Raw genomic sequence first — 18,745 nt, 5'->3', positions numbered from 1 at the left:
ACCATCACCTTACCGCCTGCCCATGCGAAAGTAAAACGTCAAAACGGTTCAGGCAGGCTAGATAGAGGCGGAAAGTTCGCTGGAGATGGCTTTCCTGAAACTTAGACAAAAATCTTATCAAGACTATAACTTTTATTCTATTGATTTACCCCGATCGATTGCTATTTACCTAGGTCACTGAAGAGCTGTCGAGGACGGCTCCGCCATATGCCCTTGGGGAGACAATAGCAGGCTATTTCGGGCAGTTTCAGCGGCAATTAATAGGCAATTTTATAGAGGCTTTTGACAAAGGCATTATATGAAGTGACGTACAGACCTACTCGCGAAACTGGAGCGCAGATCGCTTTGGACAATTGCATGGGTACAGGTTGCTGTCTGGACTTGGGGGCTACTTAACAGATGCCTTACCGTCAACCCAGACGATCGAGTGTGATCCAAGCAAGGAAATTAATCAGCGGATTTAATGCACGAGATTTACAACTATCATCGAACTTTATATTGCCAAGGGGTTCCCACCCATCTATTCTTAATAGGAGCAAGATTGAAACTTAAGACAAAATTCAAAATCGTGGTTCTTCCCGTGGGATTTTGTCACCGCAGTAAGCACCTCGGTGCCGATTACGAACTGATTGGAAGGGAGTTATTACGATGGCTATTGCAGTTGGAATGATTGAAACCTTGGGTTTCCCCGCCGTGGTGGAAGCCGCAGACGCAATGGTGAAAGCGGCTCGCGTGACCCTGGTTGGCTATGAAAAGATTGGTTCTGGCCGTGTAACCGTGATTGTTCGCGGTGATGTCTCTGAAGTGCAAGCTTCGGTTGCTGCTGGGATTGAGAACGTCAAGCGAGTGAACGGCGGTCAAGTACTGTCTACCCACATCATCGCTCGTCCCCACGAAAACCTGGAATACGTTCTACCCATTCGCTACACCGAGGCGGTGGAACCCTTTCGTGAGAGCGTAAGTGGTATCCGTCCCCTGAACCGTCCGTAATGCCGTAATGCAAATCGCCAAAGTTCGCGGCACCGTTGTCAGTACGCAAAAAGAGCCTAACTTAGGGGGCGTTAAGTTTCTCTTAGTGCAGCTTTTAGATGAAGAAGGTAGTCCATTGCCGGTCTACGAAGTTGCGGCTGACAAAGTAGGAGCTGGGGTAGGTGAGTGGGTGCTCATTAGTCGAGGGAGTGGTTCTCGCAACGTTGAAGGTCATCGCGATCGTCCGATCGATGCCGCTGTAGTGGCCATTATTGATACCGTCACCGTTGAGAATCAACGACTCTACGACAAAGGCACCCAGTGGTAATTCACGGGTAATTCACAACGGGAATTCCTGTGTGAAATAGCGCCGGAGCTGACTTACCCTGTCCTTCCGGTGTTTTTGCATTGCAGCAGGGAGAAAAATTTTATGGTAGCCCAAGCTTCTTTTGCGGCTCCGCCGACTCCCTGGTCACGCACCCTAGCGGAACCTAAAATTCATGAATCTGCCTACGTGCATGTCTTTTCGAACTTGATTGGAGATGTACGGGTTGGGGAAAACGTGCTGATTGCACCTGGAACCTCCGTACGGGCAGATGAAGGGACGCCGTTCCACATTGGTCACAATACCAATTTGCAGGATGGGGTGGTCGTTCACGGCCTCGATCAAGGTCGTGTGATGGGAGACGACGGTGAATCCTATTCGGTTTGGATCGGGAGCAACTCATCCATCACCCATATGGCCTTGGTGCATGGACCCGCCTACATTGGCGATCACTGCTTCATTGGCTTTCGGTCTACGGTGTTTAACGCACGGGTAGGCGCGGGTTCGATCGTGATGATGCACTGCCTGATCCAAGATGTGGAGATTCCGCCAGGGAAATATGTTCCCTCTGGGTCAATCATTACCAACCAGCAGCAAGCCGATCGCCTGCCAGATGTGCAGGAGCAGGACAAGCACTTCGCTAAGCATGTGATTGGGATTAACGAAGCGCTGCGATCGGGCTATCACTGCGCCGAAGACACTGCTTGTATCCTTCCGATTAAAAACGACATGGCTACTACCTATCAGTCTAAAAGTCCAGTAGCGGAAGTGGTGGATCACGTGCGTCAACTCTTGGCGCAGGGCTACCGCATCGGCACCGAGCACGCTAACAAGCGTCAGTTCCAGAACGGTGGATGGAAAAGCTGTTCTCCCATTCAGGCGACTGCAGAATCTGCCGTGCTGGGGGAACTGCAATCCTGTTTGGCCGATCATGCCGGAGAATATGTCCGGTTGATCGGGATTGATGCCAAAGCCAAGAAACGGGTGATGGAAAAAATTATCCAACGCCCAGAAGATGCACCCTTGACCTTTAGTGGTGCAGCTTCGAGCAACGGCTATGCAGCAGCCCCTAGCTACGGTTCCAAAGCCCCCAGCTACAGTTCCAATGGTCACAAACCTGCGGCAGCAACGGTGGATGGTTCCCTTGCGGCTCAAGTCCGGCAAGTGTTGGGTCGGGGTGGCAAGTTCTCTGTGGAATACGCGAATAAGCGGCAGTTCCAAACCTCCTCTTGGCAAAGTGCTGGATTTATCCAAGCCTCTGGGGAATCCGGCGTAATGGCAGAACTCAATCGTATGCTCAGTCAGCATGCGGGCAATTATGTTCGCCTAGTTGGGGTTGATCCCGTTGCGAAGAAGCGGCTGATGGAAGCGATCGTCCAACGTCCCAACGGACAGACCACGGTGAGTCCTTCTGCATCTTCTAACGGTTTCTCTAGTGCATCTAGTCTCTCTGCTCCTGCAACCAGTGGGGACCTAACCGGCCAAATTCAGCAATTGCTGAATCAAGGTGCAGTCATTGGTTTGGAATATGCGGATCAGCGCCGCTATCGGGCTTCTTCTTGGACGACGGTTCCCCCTATCCAAGGCCGCAGTGCGGGTGAAATTGCCAATGCGGTGAGTAGCTTTATTGCGCAACACAGCAATGACTACATTCGCCTGATTGGAGTTGATACCCGTGCGAAGAAGCGCTTGGCTGAAGTGGTTGTCCATCGTCCCGGTGCAAAAGCGCCCGCAGCGACTAGCAGCGCCAGCTATGGAGCTAGCTACAGCGCTCCGGCAGCCAGCGCACCTGTTGCCGCTGGGAACTTGAGTGTCCAGGCTGTGGATCAGATTCGCCAATTGGTGCGGGCTGGTCACAAGATTACATTGGAATATGCCGACCAACGTCGTTTCCGGATCAATTCCTGGCAAACGGCAGGGGTTGTCCAAGTGAGCAACGAATCCGGTGCGATCGCGAATGTAGAAGCCTTGTTAGCTGACTATGCTGGCATGTATATCCGCATCGTGGGTACCGATGGTTCCAAGCGCCGAGTCCTGGAAGCTGTTATCCAAAAACCTGGGAAATAGTTCCTTAATCCTAGGAAGTAGTTCCTTCATTTTGAGCCTATCGCGATGTTTCCGCAGTCCCTCCACTTTGAACCGATTAATACGACGCAGTACTGCGTTAGCGGTGATGTAGTGGTTCATCCGGGGGCTGCGATCGCGCCGGGTGTTTTGTTGCAAGCTGATCCAGGGAGTCGGATTATCATCCGCTCTGGGGTTTGTATTGGTCTGGGTTCAGTTATCCATGCCTCCCATGGCACCATCACGATTAACGAAGGTGCAAATTTAGGGGCAGGGGTTTTGCTGATTGGGGACGTGTCCGTTGGGGCACGGGCTTGTCTGGGGTCTGCGGTAACGGTACTCGATTCTACGGTGAATGCAGGCGCGATTCTGGAAGCAGGGACGATCGTCGGCGATCGTAGTCGTCAAACGGATTTAGATGCCTTGCTGAATGGAATCCCCATGAATGACGCTGAGCTGGAAAGTACCTCAGCAAATGTTTACCAGCGTCCCGAAAGCCATTCTTTCAGTCAACAGGATCTCAGTAACGGGTTTTATAGCCCATCTAGTGGCGGGTCAAAATCAACTTCTACAGCATCCCAAAATTTAGACTTTTCCGATCCTTGGGGAACCCCTGAAGCTTCCGCTACACCGACCGCTTCAGCCTCTGGACAAGGTAGTTCTTTACCGCAAGATCCGATCTCCCAAAATCCTCGGGGCGTAACGGATAATTCTGGCCAGCCGTGGCAACCCTGTGACCCGAATCCCTGGGATCCGACGGATAATCCAGCGGGTGAAACCACCTGCCGGGTATCTATGCCGGATCAGAATTTTGAACCCTTTGAAACCAACCCTTGGAGCGATCGGCCCCACTCTGCGCCGTTCCCCCCCTATCCCAGTCAGCCGAATCCCTCGACGGCCAGCCCCTTTGCTGATCCAACGGCTCCTCCCTCGAGCGCTCATCCTCAGCCGAATCATCCCAATTCGACTCAGTTTTTTTCGTCCTATTCCACTCCCCCCGCCACCTCTACGGAAACGAATTCCTGGTTGAATGATGGTGATCCGTCACCGATTAGTGCCCATCCTCAGCCCACCCACGCGACAGGCCAAGTCTGGCAGAACCGTGGTTCGAACGACAATCACAACACTGGCAATTACAACACTGGCAATTACAGCACTGGCAATTACAGTGAGTCTGATCTTTCGGACACGGAAATGCAGGGGGGGTATGGGACTGGAGCTTCGATCGGAGCGCCCAATGGGTTTACACCGCCGGGTACCTATTCGGGACAGCCAAATGTTCAGCCGAATGTTCCACACAACGCCCAGCCTAACGTTCCACCAAATCCGTCCACTAATCCAGAAAATGCTACAGACGCCTTAGTCCCTAAACCCCCTAAGCAGGTTTACGGTCAAGCCTACGTGAACCAAATGCTTGGCAAAATGATGGGACGATAAGCTGATTTTTCGGATAGTCTTCAACCGAGTCTTTAGCAGTTTCCGTTTCTTTGGGTTGTCAGCAATACTCGATCGGAACTCATGGTGCCATTGCCCGAGCATACAATTCCGACTGCCTTAATCCGCCAATATTGTCAAACTGTTGCAGCTATGGAAACAGACGTGACCTCAGCAACGTCCCTTGCAGCGTGTCAGCAGTTTACAAGATCAGTAGTTTACAAGCCTTAGAAGAATTGCAAGCTCAGTTGTGAAGGTCGAGACTCATTTGATATTCGTAGCAAAAGTTGACCTATCTTCCCCAAAAACTCCGAAATTGGGTAGAACTCAACCGAAGTTAAGCAGAGTTTCTCTGAAACACTCTCTTTAAAACCTATGAGAACTTCCCGCATTCGCCCGATCGCTATCTGTCTCTTTCGCAATGGCCAGCGGATTTTAGTATCCGAAGGATTTGATCCAGTTAAACAACGTTATTTTTGCCGCCCGTTGGGGGGTGGGATTGAGTTTGGTGAATCTAGTCAAGAAGCGATCGCTCGAGAAATTTTAGAAGAAACAGGTCAAGCAATCCGGAATATTCAACTCCTAGGCGTGTTGGAAAATCGCTTTCTCTACAACGGCCAACTAGGCCATGAAATCGTATTTGTCTACGATGCAGAATTCGTCGATCGAACCCTCTATGAACAAGGCGAAGTTGCTTGGTGTGAGCATGATGGCCAAGAGACTAGCGAAACCGCGATCGCGCGCTGGAAAACCCTAGTAGAAATGCAACAACAACACATTCAACTCGTTCCAGAAGAACTACAGCAATGGCTATGCGGAACATCTGCAATAGAAGAAGATCCAAAATAGGAGAATGCAAGGTATCAACTTTCAATGTTCTAGGCTCAATTTCCTTTCTCTCCACAATGAGTTTTCCAAAACAGAAGCATTACTGGATTAAACCCTGTGAAGCGGGGTAGCTGGAACTGGAAACGATAGAATAGCAACGAACCCCATTCAAGACTTTTATGTATCGTACTCGTTCTGACGATCCCTATTCCGATCTGGCGCTTGGGCTCATTTCAGCCCAGAGCTTCCCAGCGATCGTGGGCATTGCAGACATGATGCTGAAGTCCTCTGCGGTGACGTTAGTGGGGTACGAGCAAATTGGCAGTGGCTACTGTACGGCAGTCGTACGGGGCAGAACGTCGGATATTCGCTTGGCCATTCAGACGGGGGAAGAGCTGGCGGCGCAGTTTGGCCAAAAAACATCCTCGGCAATTATTCCCCGGCCCATGCCGAATTTGGAGGAAGTCTTGCCGATCGGGAGTCGGTTGGCGGAATTGGTGGAAGGGCGGGAGAATAATCGGTTTCGCGATCAGGCCGTGGGGCTGATCGAAACGCGAGGCTTTCCGGCATTGGTGGCCGCGGCAGATGCCATGCTGAAGTCAGCGGATGTAACCTTTTCGGCCTATCACACCACCGGAGCCGGACTCTGTACCGCGATCGTTCGGGGTTCGATGTCGAATGTGGCCGCCGCGATCGAAATTGGCATGGTCGAGGCCGATCGGGTGGGTGAATTGCACGCCGTGATGGTGATTCCCCGACCGTTGGAAGATTTGGAACGCACCATGCCGATCGCGGCCTGCTGGATCGAAGAACTGCAACCGGTGCGCATGCCGATCAACATTACCGTGGAAGAGCAGGTGCGTGAATTGCAGCCGCTCCAGCCGTTGGAATTGCCACAGGAAATCCCGGCTGTTTTCAATGAGGAAGTGTTTGAGCCACAAAAATTAGAAATAGAGCAGCCGTTAGAGGAAATCCGGATGCCTGATACGGCAGCCCAGGAACCCTTGCAAGCTTTCTCGACTGAGCCATTAGACAGGGAGTTAGATGCGCCATTAGATTCCCTGGAATCCCCCATCGAGCCAACGCAAACCCAGCCCCCCTTCGCAGAACCTGTTTCTGAGTTGCACTCTGAAGCTGAAGTTGCAACTGTCGAAGTCATGCCTGTGGAATCGGCGGAGATGAATCCGGAAAGCATCAATCCGTCAATCGAACCCACAACACCCTCTAGCCCCTCTGTCTCATCCTTGCCAGCGGTAGACGCGATCGCCGTGGAGGTCAGTTCTGGGGAAGCGATCGAATCCGATTTCCCTCAGCTTGCGCCTGAAGCTGTCTCTGAAGTGCCAGTCGTAGAGTCCGTGCCCGTCGAGCTAGCCCCGATCGGAACAGACTCCAGTCCGGCTGCCCAACCCCAAGACTCCGTCGAAATCACCCTGGAAGCCACAGCTGAGACCGCTGCCGACACAACCGTTGAGGTCTTAAGCGAACCTGCAACGATCGTTGAAGTTCAGGTCACAGCGGTGGAGGCTACCGTCGAAGTTGTTGAATCTGGTGCCATCGACCCACCAGCAACTGTCATTGCCTCGATCGAAGCTCCAGTTACAGAAACCGTTTCAGAGCAGAATTCTCCGGTGATCGCAACCAATTCTGCTGAGCCGGTCAATACTGCGCCTGAAGTGACTCCTAGCCAACCCAAGAGCCAACCTGATTCTGAAGTCTCCCGCCCGGGAGAGCCTGATTCTCTCAACAACGAAAAAAGTATATCCCAGCCTGGTGAGGAATCGGCTGAGTCAGCAGAACCTCAGCCATAACAAAAGCTTAGGCTTCAACCATTGAAACGCTGAGCTAGCGCTGATCGCGAGGTATTCTCCCCCCAATCAGCGCTAGCTCAGAGCCAATATTCAAGATGACGAGACGCCATCGATCGACTCCACCATCGGCCCCACCCCTAGCTGTCTGCTACTGACACAGGCAAAGTCTGCATTGTAGGAGAACCCACGATCGCGGCACCTTGACCGTTGGTGCAACCCGCTTCCCGCAGTTGGTGCATGAGACTAGCCATCTCCAGCGCACTCATACCAAACTCCCAGCCCTTGTTGCTCTTAATCCCAGCTCTTTCTAGGGCTTGCTGCATATTATCTGTGGTCAGCACCCCAAAGATAATCGGAACACCCGTTTGGAACGCTGCCGCCGCAACGCCCTTGGACACTTCAGACGCCACGTAATCAAAGTGAGGGGTGCCGCCCCGAATCACTGCACCAATACAGACCACAGCATCATAGCGACCCGAACCTGCCACCTGACGTGCTAATAAAGGCAACTCAAAACAACCGGGAGCCCAGATGTAATCCACTTGAGTACCCTGGGGATCAACATCCACGCCGTGGCGCTTCAGGCAGTCTTGACAGCCCTCCAGCAACTTAATAGTGACTAAATCGTTAAACCGTCCAATAATGATCGCAAAGCGATAAGCCCCTGCATGGGCAAAGGTTCCTTCAAAAGTAGCCATTTGTCAATTCTACCGCGAGTAAGTGGGGAACACATTAAATCCGAACCGTAGCAAATATCTGTAGCTTCCAGCCCCATTGAAAGCTACATTTAGTGATATGGGATGACCACTGAAGTTTTCTCTATCTAAAGTCTTATCTCGATCGAGGAAACGAGGTCTGTGTAATTTTAAGGGGGAATTTCAAAAAATTAAAGGAGCGTGGATTGTGACTGTTTGAGACGATCGCCACCGAACCCAAAACGCTCCCAGAGGATCTTAAAAATTGGATGATAAAGACTTTAGGCAACCAGGAAATTGAGAACACCTACAGCGATGACCAATCCTGCCCAAGCAATAGACCCCAGGAAAATCAGCCGCTTCGACTGATCCCAGTTTTGGGGAGATGCATAGGCAACAGGAACATAAACAGCCATTGCGAAGGAAAATAGAACCAGAATGGTCAGCAGCAGTTGGAACAGAATCGTCATTTTTTTCTCCCAAGACAGCGTTGATTAAAATTTTAGATCCGTTGCGGCACGATCCCATGCACGATCGCAGGGTTGCGCTGCGCGATCTACCCATGACAGTACCGTATCAGAAAAATGGATTTGATTCTATGCCATACGACCGCAGATTTCGACACGCTGGGAGCAGCCGTTGGGTTGGCACGCCTACGACCGGGATCCCGGATTGTGCTGGCAGGGGGCGCACATCCAGCCGTACGGGACTTTTTGGCGCTCTATCGCGACGAATATCCCCTGATTGAACGGCGATCGGTACCAGCGGAGCAAATTCGATCGATCAGCATTGTGGACACCCAAAACCGCGATCGGCTCGGTAAAACGGCGGAATGGTTGGACTTGCCCGTGCCGATCGCAATCTATGACCATCACCCCGATGCGGACTGCGATATTTTTGCTCAGGAGAAATTTGTCGAGGACTTGGGCGCAACTACAACCCTGATCACGGAGCAGTTGCAGCAGGCAGGTTACGTGATCAATACCCTAGATGCCACCGTGTTGGCCCTAGGGATCCATGTTGATACCGGCTCGCTAACCTTTGACCATACCAGCCCACGGGATGCCGCAGCGCTGACCTGGCTGATGACCCAAGGCGCGAACCTATCAGTGATTAGCGAGTATTTAGAACCGGGGCTCTCTCCTCAGTTACAAATCCTTCTAGGGGAGGCACTAGAGCGATTACAGACGGAAATCATCCATGGCCATTCCCTGGCTTGGGTCGTGCTGGAGACGGCGGAATTTGTCCCTGGTCTATCTACGTTAATTTCCCATTTGGTCGATCTGACGGATGTCGATGGAATCCTACTGGCCCACCGTTATGGCTGTGGAGAGGATCCAACCGGGACATCCTGCGGCAAGATGTCCGTAATTGGTCGATCGCGGATTGCCGGAACCGATCTCAACCAGTTATTCAAACCCTGGGGCGGAGGGGGCCATGGCAAAGCAGCAGCCTTGAACCTACGGGAAGGGGACTATCCCAAAATTTTGGCGCAGTTACTGGCTGAGTTTCGGGTGCAGATTCCCCCGGCTCCGACGGCCAGGGAACTGATGTCTTCCCCAGTGCGCACGATTTTGCCAGAAACGACGATAGCTGAAGCCCAACGGATTTTGTTGCGCTATGGTCATTCCGGACTGTCGGTGATGGATGAGGCAGGGAAACTGGTGGGGGTAATTTCCCGACGCGATTTGGACATTGCCTTCCACCATGGGTTCAGCCATGCGAAGGTCAAGGGCTACATGACAACGAACCTACATACGATCGCCCCGGATACTTCCCTGCAAGATATTGAAGATCTGATGGTGACCTATGACATTGGTCGATTGCCGGTGCTGGAGGCGGGGAAACTGGTGGGCATTGTCACGCGGACAGATGTGCTAAGGCAGTTACATCGGCAGGATCATGGTCGCCAAGATCACAGTCGCCAAGATCACAGTCGTCCGGATCCGCTAGCTTCCCGATCGCAGTCTAGTAGTCCAGATCGATCGGAAATATTGCTGCCACCGCGCCATGCTGTAGTGCCCTCTTTGAATCGGTTAATTGACCCGCTCAAGGCGATTTTATCGATCGCGGCCCAGCAGGCGGAGGAACGGGGCTGGCATTTGTATCTCGTTGGTGGTGGGGTGCGGGATCTGATGCTGTCGGAAGCGGGACAGCCGGTGCTGTTGACCGATTTGGATTTAGTGGTGGATGGCTATCACCGATCGGCGGAGGCCGGGGCCGGGGTGGAGCTAGCCAAGGCGTTGCAGCAGTTGTATCCGGAAGCCAAGCTCGAAGTTCATGGCAAATTTCAGACAGCGGCTTTGACGTGGCATAAGGATCCCGTATTGGATTCCCTGTGGATTGACATTGCCACGGCCCGCACGGAGTTTTATCCCTACCCAGCGGCCAATCCCGAGGTGGAAGCCAGTTCGATTCAGCAGGATCTCTATCGCCGGGATTTTACAATGAATGCCTTGGCGTTGCGGCTAACGAATCCTCGGGCCGGGGAAATGCTCGATTTCTTTGGGGGTGTACTGGATTTGCGGGCGAAATGTGTAAGGGTGTTGCATCCCAACAGTTTTATCGAAGATCCAACACGCATCTATCGGGGAGTTCGCTTTGCAGCGCGGTTGGGATTTGAGTTTGATGCCCAAACGGAAAGGTATATTCGCCATGCGATCGCTAGCGGCATTTATGATCAGGTGCGCGAGACCCAAAACGGGAAGGTCATCGCCCCGGCCTTACAAACGCGGCTAAAAGCAGAACTCAAGTATATTCTCCAGGCTAAGTATTGGCGGTTGGCTGTCTGCAAATTAGCGGAATTGGATGCGTTACGCTGCATTTATCCAACACTAGCGTTAACATCAAATCTATGGCAACAGTTACGCTTGATGGAATGGTGGCTACAACAGTTCGATCGAGAAAGTCATCTCCAGCCGTGGCAAATGCTGTTGGAATTACTCATCGCAGCGATTGAGCCAGAGTCCACCCTTGGGGATCAAGCGATCGATGCGGTTGCCAATCCTGAAGCAACTGAGACAATCCACCTCACCACGGCTGTACGGCAGACCGTTGCACAGAACTTGCAATTGGCCATAGATTCCATCGATCGTTTAAAGCAATTGGCCGCTGTGGAAATGCAATTAACCCAACAGTTGCCCCAGTGCGATCGGGCTAGCCAAATTTACCAACGACTAAAGCCCTACGATTTACCGATGCTGTCCTTAGTGGCTGTACGAGGTTCGCGAACACTCCGCCGGACAATTTGGCATTACTTAACCCAACTAGCCGCGATCACCCCCTTCCTCACAGGGCATGATTTGAAAACCTTGGGCTATAAACCTGGAAAACTCTTTAAGGAAATTTTAGAAACGCTACAAGCAGCAACGTTGGATGGCGTGATTACAGATCGAGAGGCTGCGATCGTATATCTACAAGCCCACTACCCGTTAACAGCTTCTTCCAAAACGTCATGAAATCCTTGCAAATGCAGCAGGACTTAACCCGTTGTTGAAGAACTTCATGAAGTTCGATCGACTAATGGCAAGAAAGACTGACAGATTGCGATCCCCGAAAAATTGATTGCACGATAGTACAGGAAAGATGATTGTCCCATCGATCATTCTCACAATGACTCCATGCGAGACATCCGATACTAATCAAGGCTGGACTCATTAGGGCTCGCTTTAGATCTAGACCAGATTTCATCTAGATCAGATCCCATGCAGAGATAACCTCCTGATAGCTCACCATGGGGTGTCAGTAGTATCTTTTGACGGACAAGTCTTAATCGGAAAAGCCTTGATTAGTGTTTCTTGAATGATGGTGGAATGGACGATCGTGGGACTCTTCTATGGGATCTATTTCAATTGATTTGCTGCAATCTGTTCTGTGCAATTGAGGATTATAGCTATGGCTGCGAAGTTACCAGTCCTGTTAGTCGGTGCCACAGGCATGGTGGGCTATGAAATCGGTAAAGCCCTCGCACAAAAAGACAATTTGGCTGTCAAAGCCCTCGTTCGGGAACATACTGCCAGTAACCCCCACAGCCAAGAAAAATTGCTGCACTTACAAAAAATGGGTGTGCAGTTAGTGCATGGGGATCTGCTGGTTCCAGAAAGTTTAGCCACCGTCTGCCATGGGATTGAAACCGTGGTTTCCGTCGTCAACGGAGATGCGGATGTGGTTGTCAACGGGCAGATGAACCTGATTAAAGCCGCAGAGGCCGCAGGGGTCAAGCGATTCATTCCATCTGATTTTTCAGTGGATTATCGCAAGTTAGATTGGGGCGACAACTACAGTTTGAACTTCCGAAAAGCTATCTACCAAGCCCTCCAGGGAAATCGTAAGTTGTCCCACACGCTGATCCTAAATGGGATTCTCACAGAGTCCTTGTTTAGTCCCTTTGGGGTAGTGTTTGATTTACACAAGGGATTGTTTAAGTATTGGGGCGATGGCAACACCGCCTTTGATACGACCACCATCCATGATGTGGCTGCCTACACCGCAGAGGCCGTACTCGATGAAGACTTAGCAAATACAGCTCTGGAAGTCGCTGGTGATACAGTTACGATGAAGGCACTGAAAACGCTATTTGAAGCCAATACGATTCAAGTTTTAGCAGAGCGGAATTTGGGTAGTGTGGCAGAGTTACAACGCTGGATTGAACAGAAACGGGAAATTGCCCGATCGATGCGGGATTATCTCTCTCAACAGTCTCACTATACTTTAGTCTCCGGGAAAGGAAAGCTAGAGCATGTAATGAACGATCGCTATCCCCACATTCAGCCGCAGTCGTTGAAATCCTACATCCGAGAACATTACAACACGATGATTCTCTGGTAAGTAAGGATACAACAACAGTCTGTTAGGATTGCCATCTGAAATTGTGGATCTTGTGTAAGATTGTCTCTCGTTAGCTTGGGAACCTTTGCATAAACAGTCACCCCCTTTCCATCTGGTGAGGGGGTTGATGTTTGCATCCTTCCCACGATCGCACCATGTGCTTACCTTCACGCAATAACCGGCTGCACGCTCTGGGCGATTTCTATCTGGAATTCTGTGCCTACTTCTGGTTGCGATCTCACGGTCAACGTCCCCTGATGTTTCTGGACAATCGCATAACTGACTGAGAGTCCTAATCCTGCTCCCTGACCAATCGGCTTAGTTGTAAAAAAGGGATTAAAAATTTGAGTTTGAATCGCCTCTGGAATGAAACTATGGGTGTTGGCAATTTGAATACTAACTTGCCCAGTTTGAGTAACACGGGTACGAATTCTAATTTCGGGGATGCTATCGAGTGTGGAATTTTCTCGAATTGCATCGATCGCATTATTCAGGAGATGTAGAAACACTTGATTGAGTTGGCTGGGATAGCAGGTCACAGCCGGGAGGGTGCCATAGTCTTTGACTACTTGAATTACAGGCTCTTGGTTAGAACCCTGGCAGCGGTGCTGCACGATCAATAGTGTATTTTCAATCCCCTCGTGAAGATTCACCGTTTTGAGATCCGCTTCGTCTAATCGAGCAAAATTCCGCAGACTTAAAACAATTTGGCGGATGCGATCGCTCCCTATTTTCATCGAATCAAGAATGCTTGAGAGATCTTGCACCAGAAAATCGAGGTCAATCTCTTCGCGCTTGGCTGCGATCGCGGCGGTGGGTTGGGGATATTCCTGCTGATAGAGGTTTAGTAAACTCACTAAGTCTGCCAAATAAGATTGGGTATAGGTAATATTTCCCTTAATGAAGTTGATGGGGTTATTAATTTCATGGGCAATCCCAGCGACCATTTGACCTAAGGATGACATCTTTTCAGCATGAATGAGTTGGGCTTGCATGTGCTGGAGTTGGTGCAAGGTTTGTTCTAAGGCTTGGTTTTGTTCATGGAGTGCGTGGGTTTTGCGATCGACTTCTGCTTCCAATGTGTGAGAATGGGCAGCAACCTGTTGATAGAGTCGAGCATTTTCGAGGGAGATTGCCGCTTGGCTGGTCAAGAGTTGTAGGGTTGCAATACGATCGCGGGTAAAGACGCCACGAGTCAACTGATTCTGAAGATATAAAATGCCAGTTAAATTTCCTTGATTCAGAATTGGCAAGCACAAAATACTCTTTGGAGTATGCTGATTTAGATATTCATCAATGACTGGAAGTTTAGTTTTGCAGTCATCAATAATCACCGTTTCTTGGGTGTTTTTGACATAGTAAATCAGTTTGGTAGGGAGATCAGAATGATTCTGTAGGAGCGCATGGCAAAGCTGCGTTTCTTCCGGTGTGGCGATCGCTTGCACTTCCCACGCTCCTTCTGCATTCGGTAAGATTAAAGCACAGCGATCGGCCCCAGAATGTTGCAGAATAATCTGGCTGAGTTGATGGAGTAACTGATCCAGTTGCATCGTACCCGAAAGACTCTGGGAGGCTTTGAGAATCGTTTCAAAGTCGAGCTTGGTATTCACGCTGCTAGTGGATGAGCGACTGGCGTGCGTGGAGGTATGGATGGAGAAATCAGTTGAGGCGATTGTGGCTAAGGTTTCGATCGAGTTGAAATTCTGAGCGCTGTTGAGAATGGGATGAAGTAAGTCTGGGTAACGTTGCTCTAGATCAGCCACTTTAGCTTGGGCTCCCCAATAAGCATAGCCATAGTAGGCTTCTTGCAGATGAACTGCGGCAAATTTTGCTTTCCCCCAAGCCAGGTAGAATTTAGCCGCGAGTTCCTGAGCTAAGGCAGCTTCCTGGATATACCCATTTTCTGTGGCTCCGGCAATGGCGAGATCGTAGAGATCGATCGCTTCTAACCGCTCACCCTTTAAACCATTGTTTGTTACTCGTAGGCATTCCGCCTCAACTAATTGCCACTTGTGTAAGTAATTCATCGGGGCATGGTGCGCCCACTGCTGGAGCTGAGCTTGATTCTCTCGAACTTGTTGTAATTGCAAATCTCGCTGAGAGGGATCGGTTGAGAGATGAGCCAAAGTAATCAGCGAATCATAGAAATAAAAATTCACTTCACCGAGTGTCCCAATGCCTGCCCTGAAATAGATTCTGGCTTGGATTGCAGCTTGTTCCGCCTGAGTCGTATCTCCTAAGATGAAATTGACGAGGCACCGATCCAAATAGTATGTGTAAACCCAAAGTAAATCATTTTGAGCTTTTTTCTGCTCAATAATTTGCGCATGCTCACTCGCCAAAACCTGAGCCTCCGGCTGTCCAAGTAGGCTCAACAGCATTTCCAAGTAAACGGCACAATAGCTAGCCGTTGCGACTTGACTCAGATTGAGCAGTTGTTGGTGATAGGTGCGGATTTGTGTCTCAAGTTCAGGCAAAGGATAACCACACCACCATGCGTGCCAGCAGAATTTTTCTGCGTTGTATCCCGCATCTTCTAAGGCTCCCGTTTCGATACCAACTTGGTATCCAGTTTGGAACATGGGCAGTGTTCCCTGGATATGGGATGTACGGTGATGAATAAATAAACCGATTGGAATCAAACTGTTAGACAGAAATTTTTTCGCTTCTGGTTCTTGGGCAAGGCGATGGGCAAGGCGACCAAAGCAAGTTGCGAGTTCGATCTCCTGTGCCACCATAATGAGCAAAATACCGTAGGCAGAATAACTCATGCAGGAAAATGCCGCATTGCCAAACTCGATCGATCGCTTGACTGTCAGAGCAATCACAACTGGAAATAGGGGTGAGTTACTCATGTAACAAACTGGAATCAAGCTCGTTGCAAGGCCCAGAATGGCAATTTGATCTGCATCTTGCATTTTGGGCAAATCAAACAAGGTTTCAATGGGACGATCGCCAATCAAGGCCAGTACCGATTGAAATTCCTGCTGAATATAATCGGGAGTGGGTTGTTCGGGTAAATGGATATTGAACTGTTGTAGGGCAACTCTTCCGGTGGCGATCGCGGCGGTAAAGTTGTTTTGAGAAACAAATGCTTGGATTCTAATCCGATAAACCGTGGCTTGCTCGCGCGGGATACGGGTGTTGGTCAAAACCGCTTCGATCCATTGCTCCATCTGCCCAAATTCACCCTCTAAGTAAGCCGCTTCAGCTGCTAATTCATGGAGTGCTAAGGTTTGCTCGTGACGATATTGCCAGCGATCTTGGCCGAGCAGATTGATACCGATTTGGGCATAGCGGTGGGCCGCTTGATAGGCAGTCGCGGCTCTGGCTTTCTGTCCGGCGGCGAGATTGAGGTGAACGATCGTATCCTGCTCAGCGCAATCTCTGAGGTGCAAACTCCCGTAATTGAGGTGGTTGACCAGTTCAAAGAGGCGTTCTTCTTGCTCAGTCGGGGATAGCTGTTTTCGTAACAATTGCCCGATTTGGTAATGAGCCGTTGCCCGTTCAACTTCTGGAATAAAAGAATAGGCTGCTTGTTGGACACGATCGTGCAAAAATCGATAGCTCGGATTGGCACTGGATGTCCCCTCAGCCTGGTCTCCCTGGAAGAACTTGTAAATCTGACTGGTGGGTAGAATTAACCCCTCTTGTAGAGCCTTCCATAAGGCAGTTGCCACATCGGTTGCTGATTGTTCTGAAACGATCGCCAAGGTTTCTAAATCAAACTGGTTACCGATACAAGCAGCTAACTTCAAAACAGTCTGGGTCGATTCTGGCAATTTCTGCAATTGCAATGCCATGAAATCTACCACATCGTCGCTGAGCGATCGTGCATTCACTGCAGCAATATCGCACTTCCAATAGCGGCAATCCCGGTTAAATGTAATCAGTCCATCTTCATGTAAGGCTTTCAGAAATTGGGTGGCAAAAAAAGGATTGCCCTGGGTTTTGCGATCGATGAGTTCAGTCAAGGGTTGTGCCAGTTCCCTGGAACACTTCAAGGTATCCGCAACCAGATGGTTGGTATCCGTCACATCGAGCGGTGCCAGGGTAATCGTGTTGACAATCGCGTTGGCTTTTCTGATTTCGTCTACGGTTAAAATAAACGGATGGACGGGTGAGACTTCGTTATCTCGATAGGCTCCCAACATTAGTAAATAACGATTTTTACTCATCAATAACTTGATTAACTGCAGGGAAGCCGAATCTGTCCACTGCAAGTCATCGAGGAATACCACCAGAGGGTGTGCTGCGGTCGTAAAAACTTCAATAAATTTTTGAAATAATAGATTAAACCGATTTTGAGCAGCACTTCCTGAGAGTTCTGGGGCGATCGGTTGCTGACCAATAATCAGTTCTAATTCTGGAATCACGTCAATCAAAACCTGCCCATTTTCTCCCACAGCTTCGAGAATTTGAGCTTTCCATTGGGCTAATTGGGCATCAGATTCTGACAGTAACTGACCCATCAAATCCCGCAGGGCTTGCACAAAGGCAGAAAGAGGAATGTTGCGATTAAACTGGTCAAACTTACCTTTAATGAAATAACCGCGTTGCCGAACGATGGGTTTGTGGACTTCATTCACCACAGCGGTTTTACCAATCCCCGAAAATCCCGCCACCAGCATCAGTTCTGATGTGCCATCCGTAACTCGCTCAAAGGCTGCTAATAACTGCGCGACTTCTTGTTCTCGACCGTAGAGTTTTTCGGGAATCAAGAAGCGATCGCTTAAGTCATACTGTCCCAACTCAAATTCGACAATTTCGCCATGAGTTTGCCATTGGGTCAAACACTGTTCCAAATCATGCTTGAGACCCAAGGCACTTTGATAGCGATCTTCGGCATTTTTTGCCATGAGTTTATGCACGATCGCCGCAACCATCACAGGCACAGCGGGATTGACCTGATCCACAGGAACCGGGGTTTTAGCAATATGACAATGCATTAACGCCAACGGATCATGCGAAAAAAACGGCAACGTCCCTGTCAACAGTTGATACAGCGTTACGCCCAACGCATAGAAATCAGCCCGATAATCGATACCGCGATTCATTCGTCCAGTTTGCTCTGGAGCCAGATAAGCCAGCGTTCCTTCCAGAATATTAACGCTTTGAATTGCTTGGGTTTCCCTGGGTAGCAGAGAGGCGATGCTAAAATCAATTAACTTAATCTGTTTTGACTGCGGTTGAATCAGAATATTCGCGGGTTTGATATCTTTATGCACGACCCGATGTTGACTCAGATCATGCAGGATATCCGCCAGTCGCAGAGCGATCTCTAGCACCTCTGTCAGTTCCAACGCCTGCTGCTCAATATACTTGCCTAAAGACACGCCACCCCAATCTTCCATCACTAGTCCGTAGCCATTGCCTAGGGGTTCTAGGTTTAAGGGTTGGACAATGCCAGGGATGGGCAGGTTTTTAGCGATCGTATATTGATTGCGAAACTGCACCAACTCACCAAAACTCGGATGTTCCCGCCGCAGCACCTTAATGACCACGGGCTTCTGAGTTGCTGTTTGCACCGCTCGGTAGACTGCTGTACGGCTTCCTAAATAAAGCTGCTCGACGAGCCTGTAACCCGAAACTTTTGGGAATGAGTGGGCCGTAGTGGTGGCTGAGAGTGTCATAGTTTTGGCGGAGAGAATTGATCCGCATCAAACAGGGTTTCCCCTCATAGGGTGCCCGAAAGATGGGCAGTCTAACCACGCATTCTGCCAGTCGCACCAACCTTTGAAGCCGTAGGAAGTGGGGCATGCTTTGGAGAGCAGATGGCATCGGGTATGGAACCC

The 18,745-nt window shown here is 50.1% G+C and carries 11 protein-coding genes; 8 read left to right on the top strand and 3 right to left on the bottom strand.

Going from position 1 to position 18,745, the window contains the following annotated elements:
- The first annotated feature begins 648 nt into the window (after positions 1-648).
- The 6 genes from ACN4EG_RS07650 to ACN4EG_RS07625 all read left to right on the top strand — a co-directional run bounded on the left by ACN4EG_RS07650 (position 649) and on the right by ACN4EG_RS07625 (position 7,428).
- Positions 649-990 (top strand): carbon dioxide-concentrating mechanism protein CcmK, encoded by a 342-nt coding sequence (locus ACN4EG_RS07650; protein WP_017290237.1) that lies wholly within the window; start codon positions 649-651, stop codon positions 988-990.
- A 7-nt stretch (positions 991-997) separates the two neighbouring features.
- On the top strand, positions 998-1,297 hold the full coding sequence (locus ACN4EG_RS07645; RefSeq protein ID WP_431628743.1) for a EutN/CcmL family microcompartment protein: 300 nt from the start codon (positions 998-1,000) through the stop codon (positions 1,295-1,297).
- 102 nt (positions 1,298-1,399) lie between these two features.
- A complete protein-coding gene (locus ACN4EG_RS07640) occupies positions 1,400-3,361 on the top strand; it encodes a ribulose bisphosphate carboxylase small subunit (protein ID WP_431628742.1) in 1,962 nt (653 codons plus the stop codon).
- A gap of 45 nt (positions 3,362-3,406) precedes the next feature.
- A complete protein-coding gene (locus ACN4EG_RS07635) occupies positions 3,407-4,795 on the top strand; it encodes an LbetaH domain-containing protein (RefSeq protein WP_431628741.1) in 1,389 nt (462 codons plus the stop codon).
- 372 nt (positions 4,796-5,167) lie between these two features.
- A complete protein-coding gene (locus ACN4EG_RS07630; protein WP_431628740.1) occupies positions 5,168-5,641 on the top strand; it encodes an NUDIX hydrolase in 474 nt (157 codons plus the stop codon).
- A gap of 158 nt (positions 5,642-5,799) precedes the next feature.
- Complete coding sequence (locus ACN4EG_RS07625) at positions 5,800-7,428, top strand: carbon dioxide-concentrating mechanism protein CcmK (protein WP_431628739.1); 1,629 nt, start codon at positions 5,800-5,802, stop codon at positions 7,426-7,428.
- Positions 7,429-7,565: 137 nt separating this feature from the next.
- Here ACN4EG_RS07625 and ribH read toward each other — a convergent pair whose 3' ends face one another.
- Complete coding sequence (ribH, locus tag ACN4EG_RS07620) at positions 7,566-8,126, bottom strand: 6,7-dimethyl-8-ribityllumazine synthase (RefSeq protein WP_431628738.1); 561 nt, start codon at positions 8,124-8,126, stop codon at positions 7,566-7,568.
- Positions 8,127-8,404: 278 nt separating this feature from the next.
- On the bottom strand, positions 8,405-8,593 hold the full coding sequence (gene psbZ / locus ACN4EG_RS07615; protein WP_431628737.1) for a photosystem II reaction center protein PsbZ: 189 nt from the start codon (positions 8,591-8,593) through the stop codon (positions 8,405-8,407).
- A 114-nt stretch (positions 8,594-8,707) separates the two neighbouring features.
- Between psbZ and ACN4EG_RS07610 the strand changes: the two genes are divergently transcribed.
- Both ACN4EG_RS07610 and ACN4EG_RS07605 read left to right on the top strand, forming a co-directional pair.
- Positions 8,708-11,581 carry a CBS domain-containing protein gene (locus tag ACN4EG_RS07610; RefSeq protein ID WP_431628736.1) on the top strand — a complete coding sequence of 958 codons (2,874 nt, stop codon included), beginning with the start codon at positions 8,708-8,710 and terminating at the stop codon, positions 11,579-11,581.
- Between the two features lie 436 nt (positions 11,582-12,017).
- Positions 12,018-12,950 (top strand): NmrA family NAD(P)-binding protein, encoded by a 933-nt coding sequence (locus ACN4EG_RS07605; protein ID WP_431628735.1) that lies wholly within the window; start codon positions 12,018-12,020, stop codon positions 12,948-12,950.
- A 167-nt stretch (positions 12,951-13,117) separates the two neighbouring features.
- On the opposite strand, the gene ACN4EG_RS07600 is transcribed toward ACN4EG_RS07605, so the two are convergent.
- Positions 13,118-18,583, bottom strand: a complete 5,466-nt coding sequence (locus ACN4EG_RS07600) for a trifunctional serine/threonine-protein kinase/ATP-binding protein/sensor histidine kinase (RefSeq protein WP_431628734.1) — start codon at positions 18,581-18,583, stop codon at positions 13,118-13,120.
- Between the last annotated feature and the right edge of the window lie 162 nt (positions 18,584-18,745).

This window comes from Alkalinema pantanalense CENA528 (genome assembly GCF_050753345.1).
In the GTDB taxonomy this organism is placed as follows: Bacteria; Cyanobacteriota; Cyanobacteriia; order Leptolyngbyales; family Leptolyngbyaceae; genus Alkalinema; species Alkalinema pantanalense.
The sequence above is the reverse complement of the archived record's forward strand: the minus strand, read 5'-3'. Positions and strand labels throughout refer to the sequence as shown.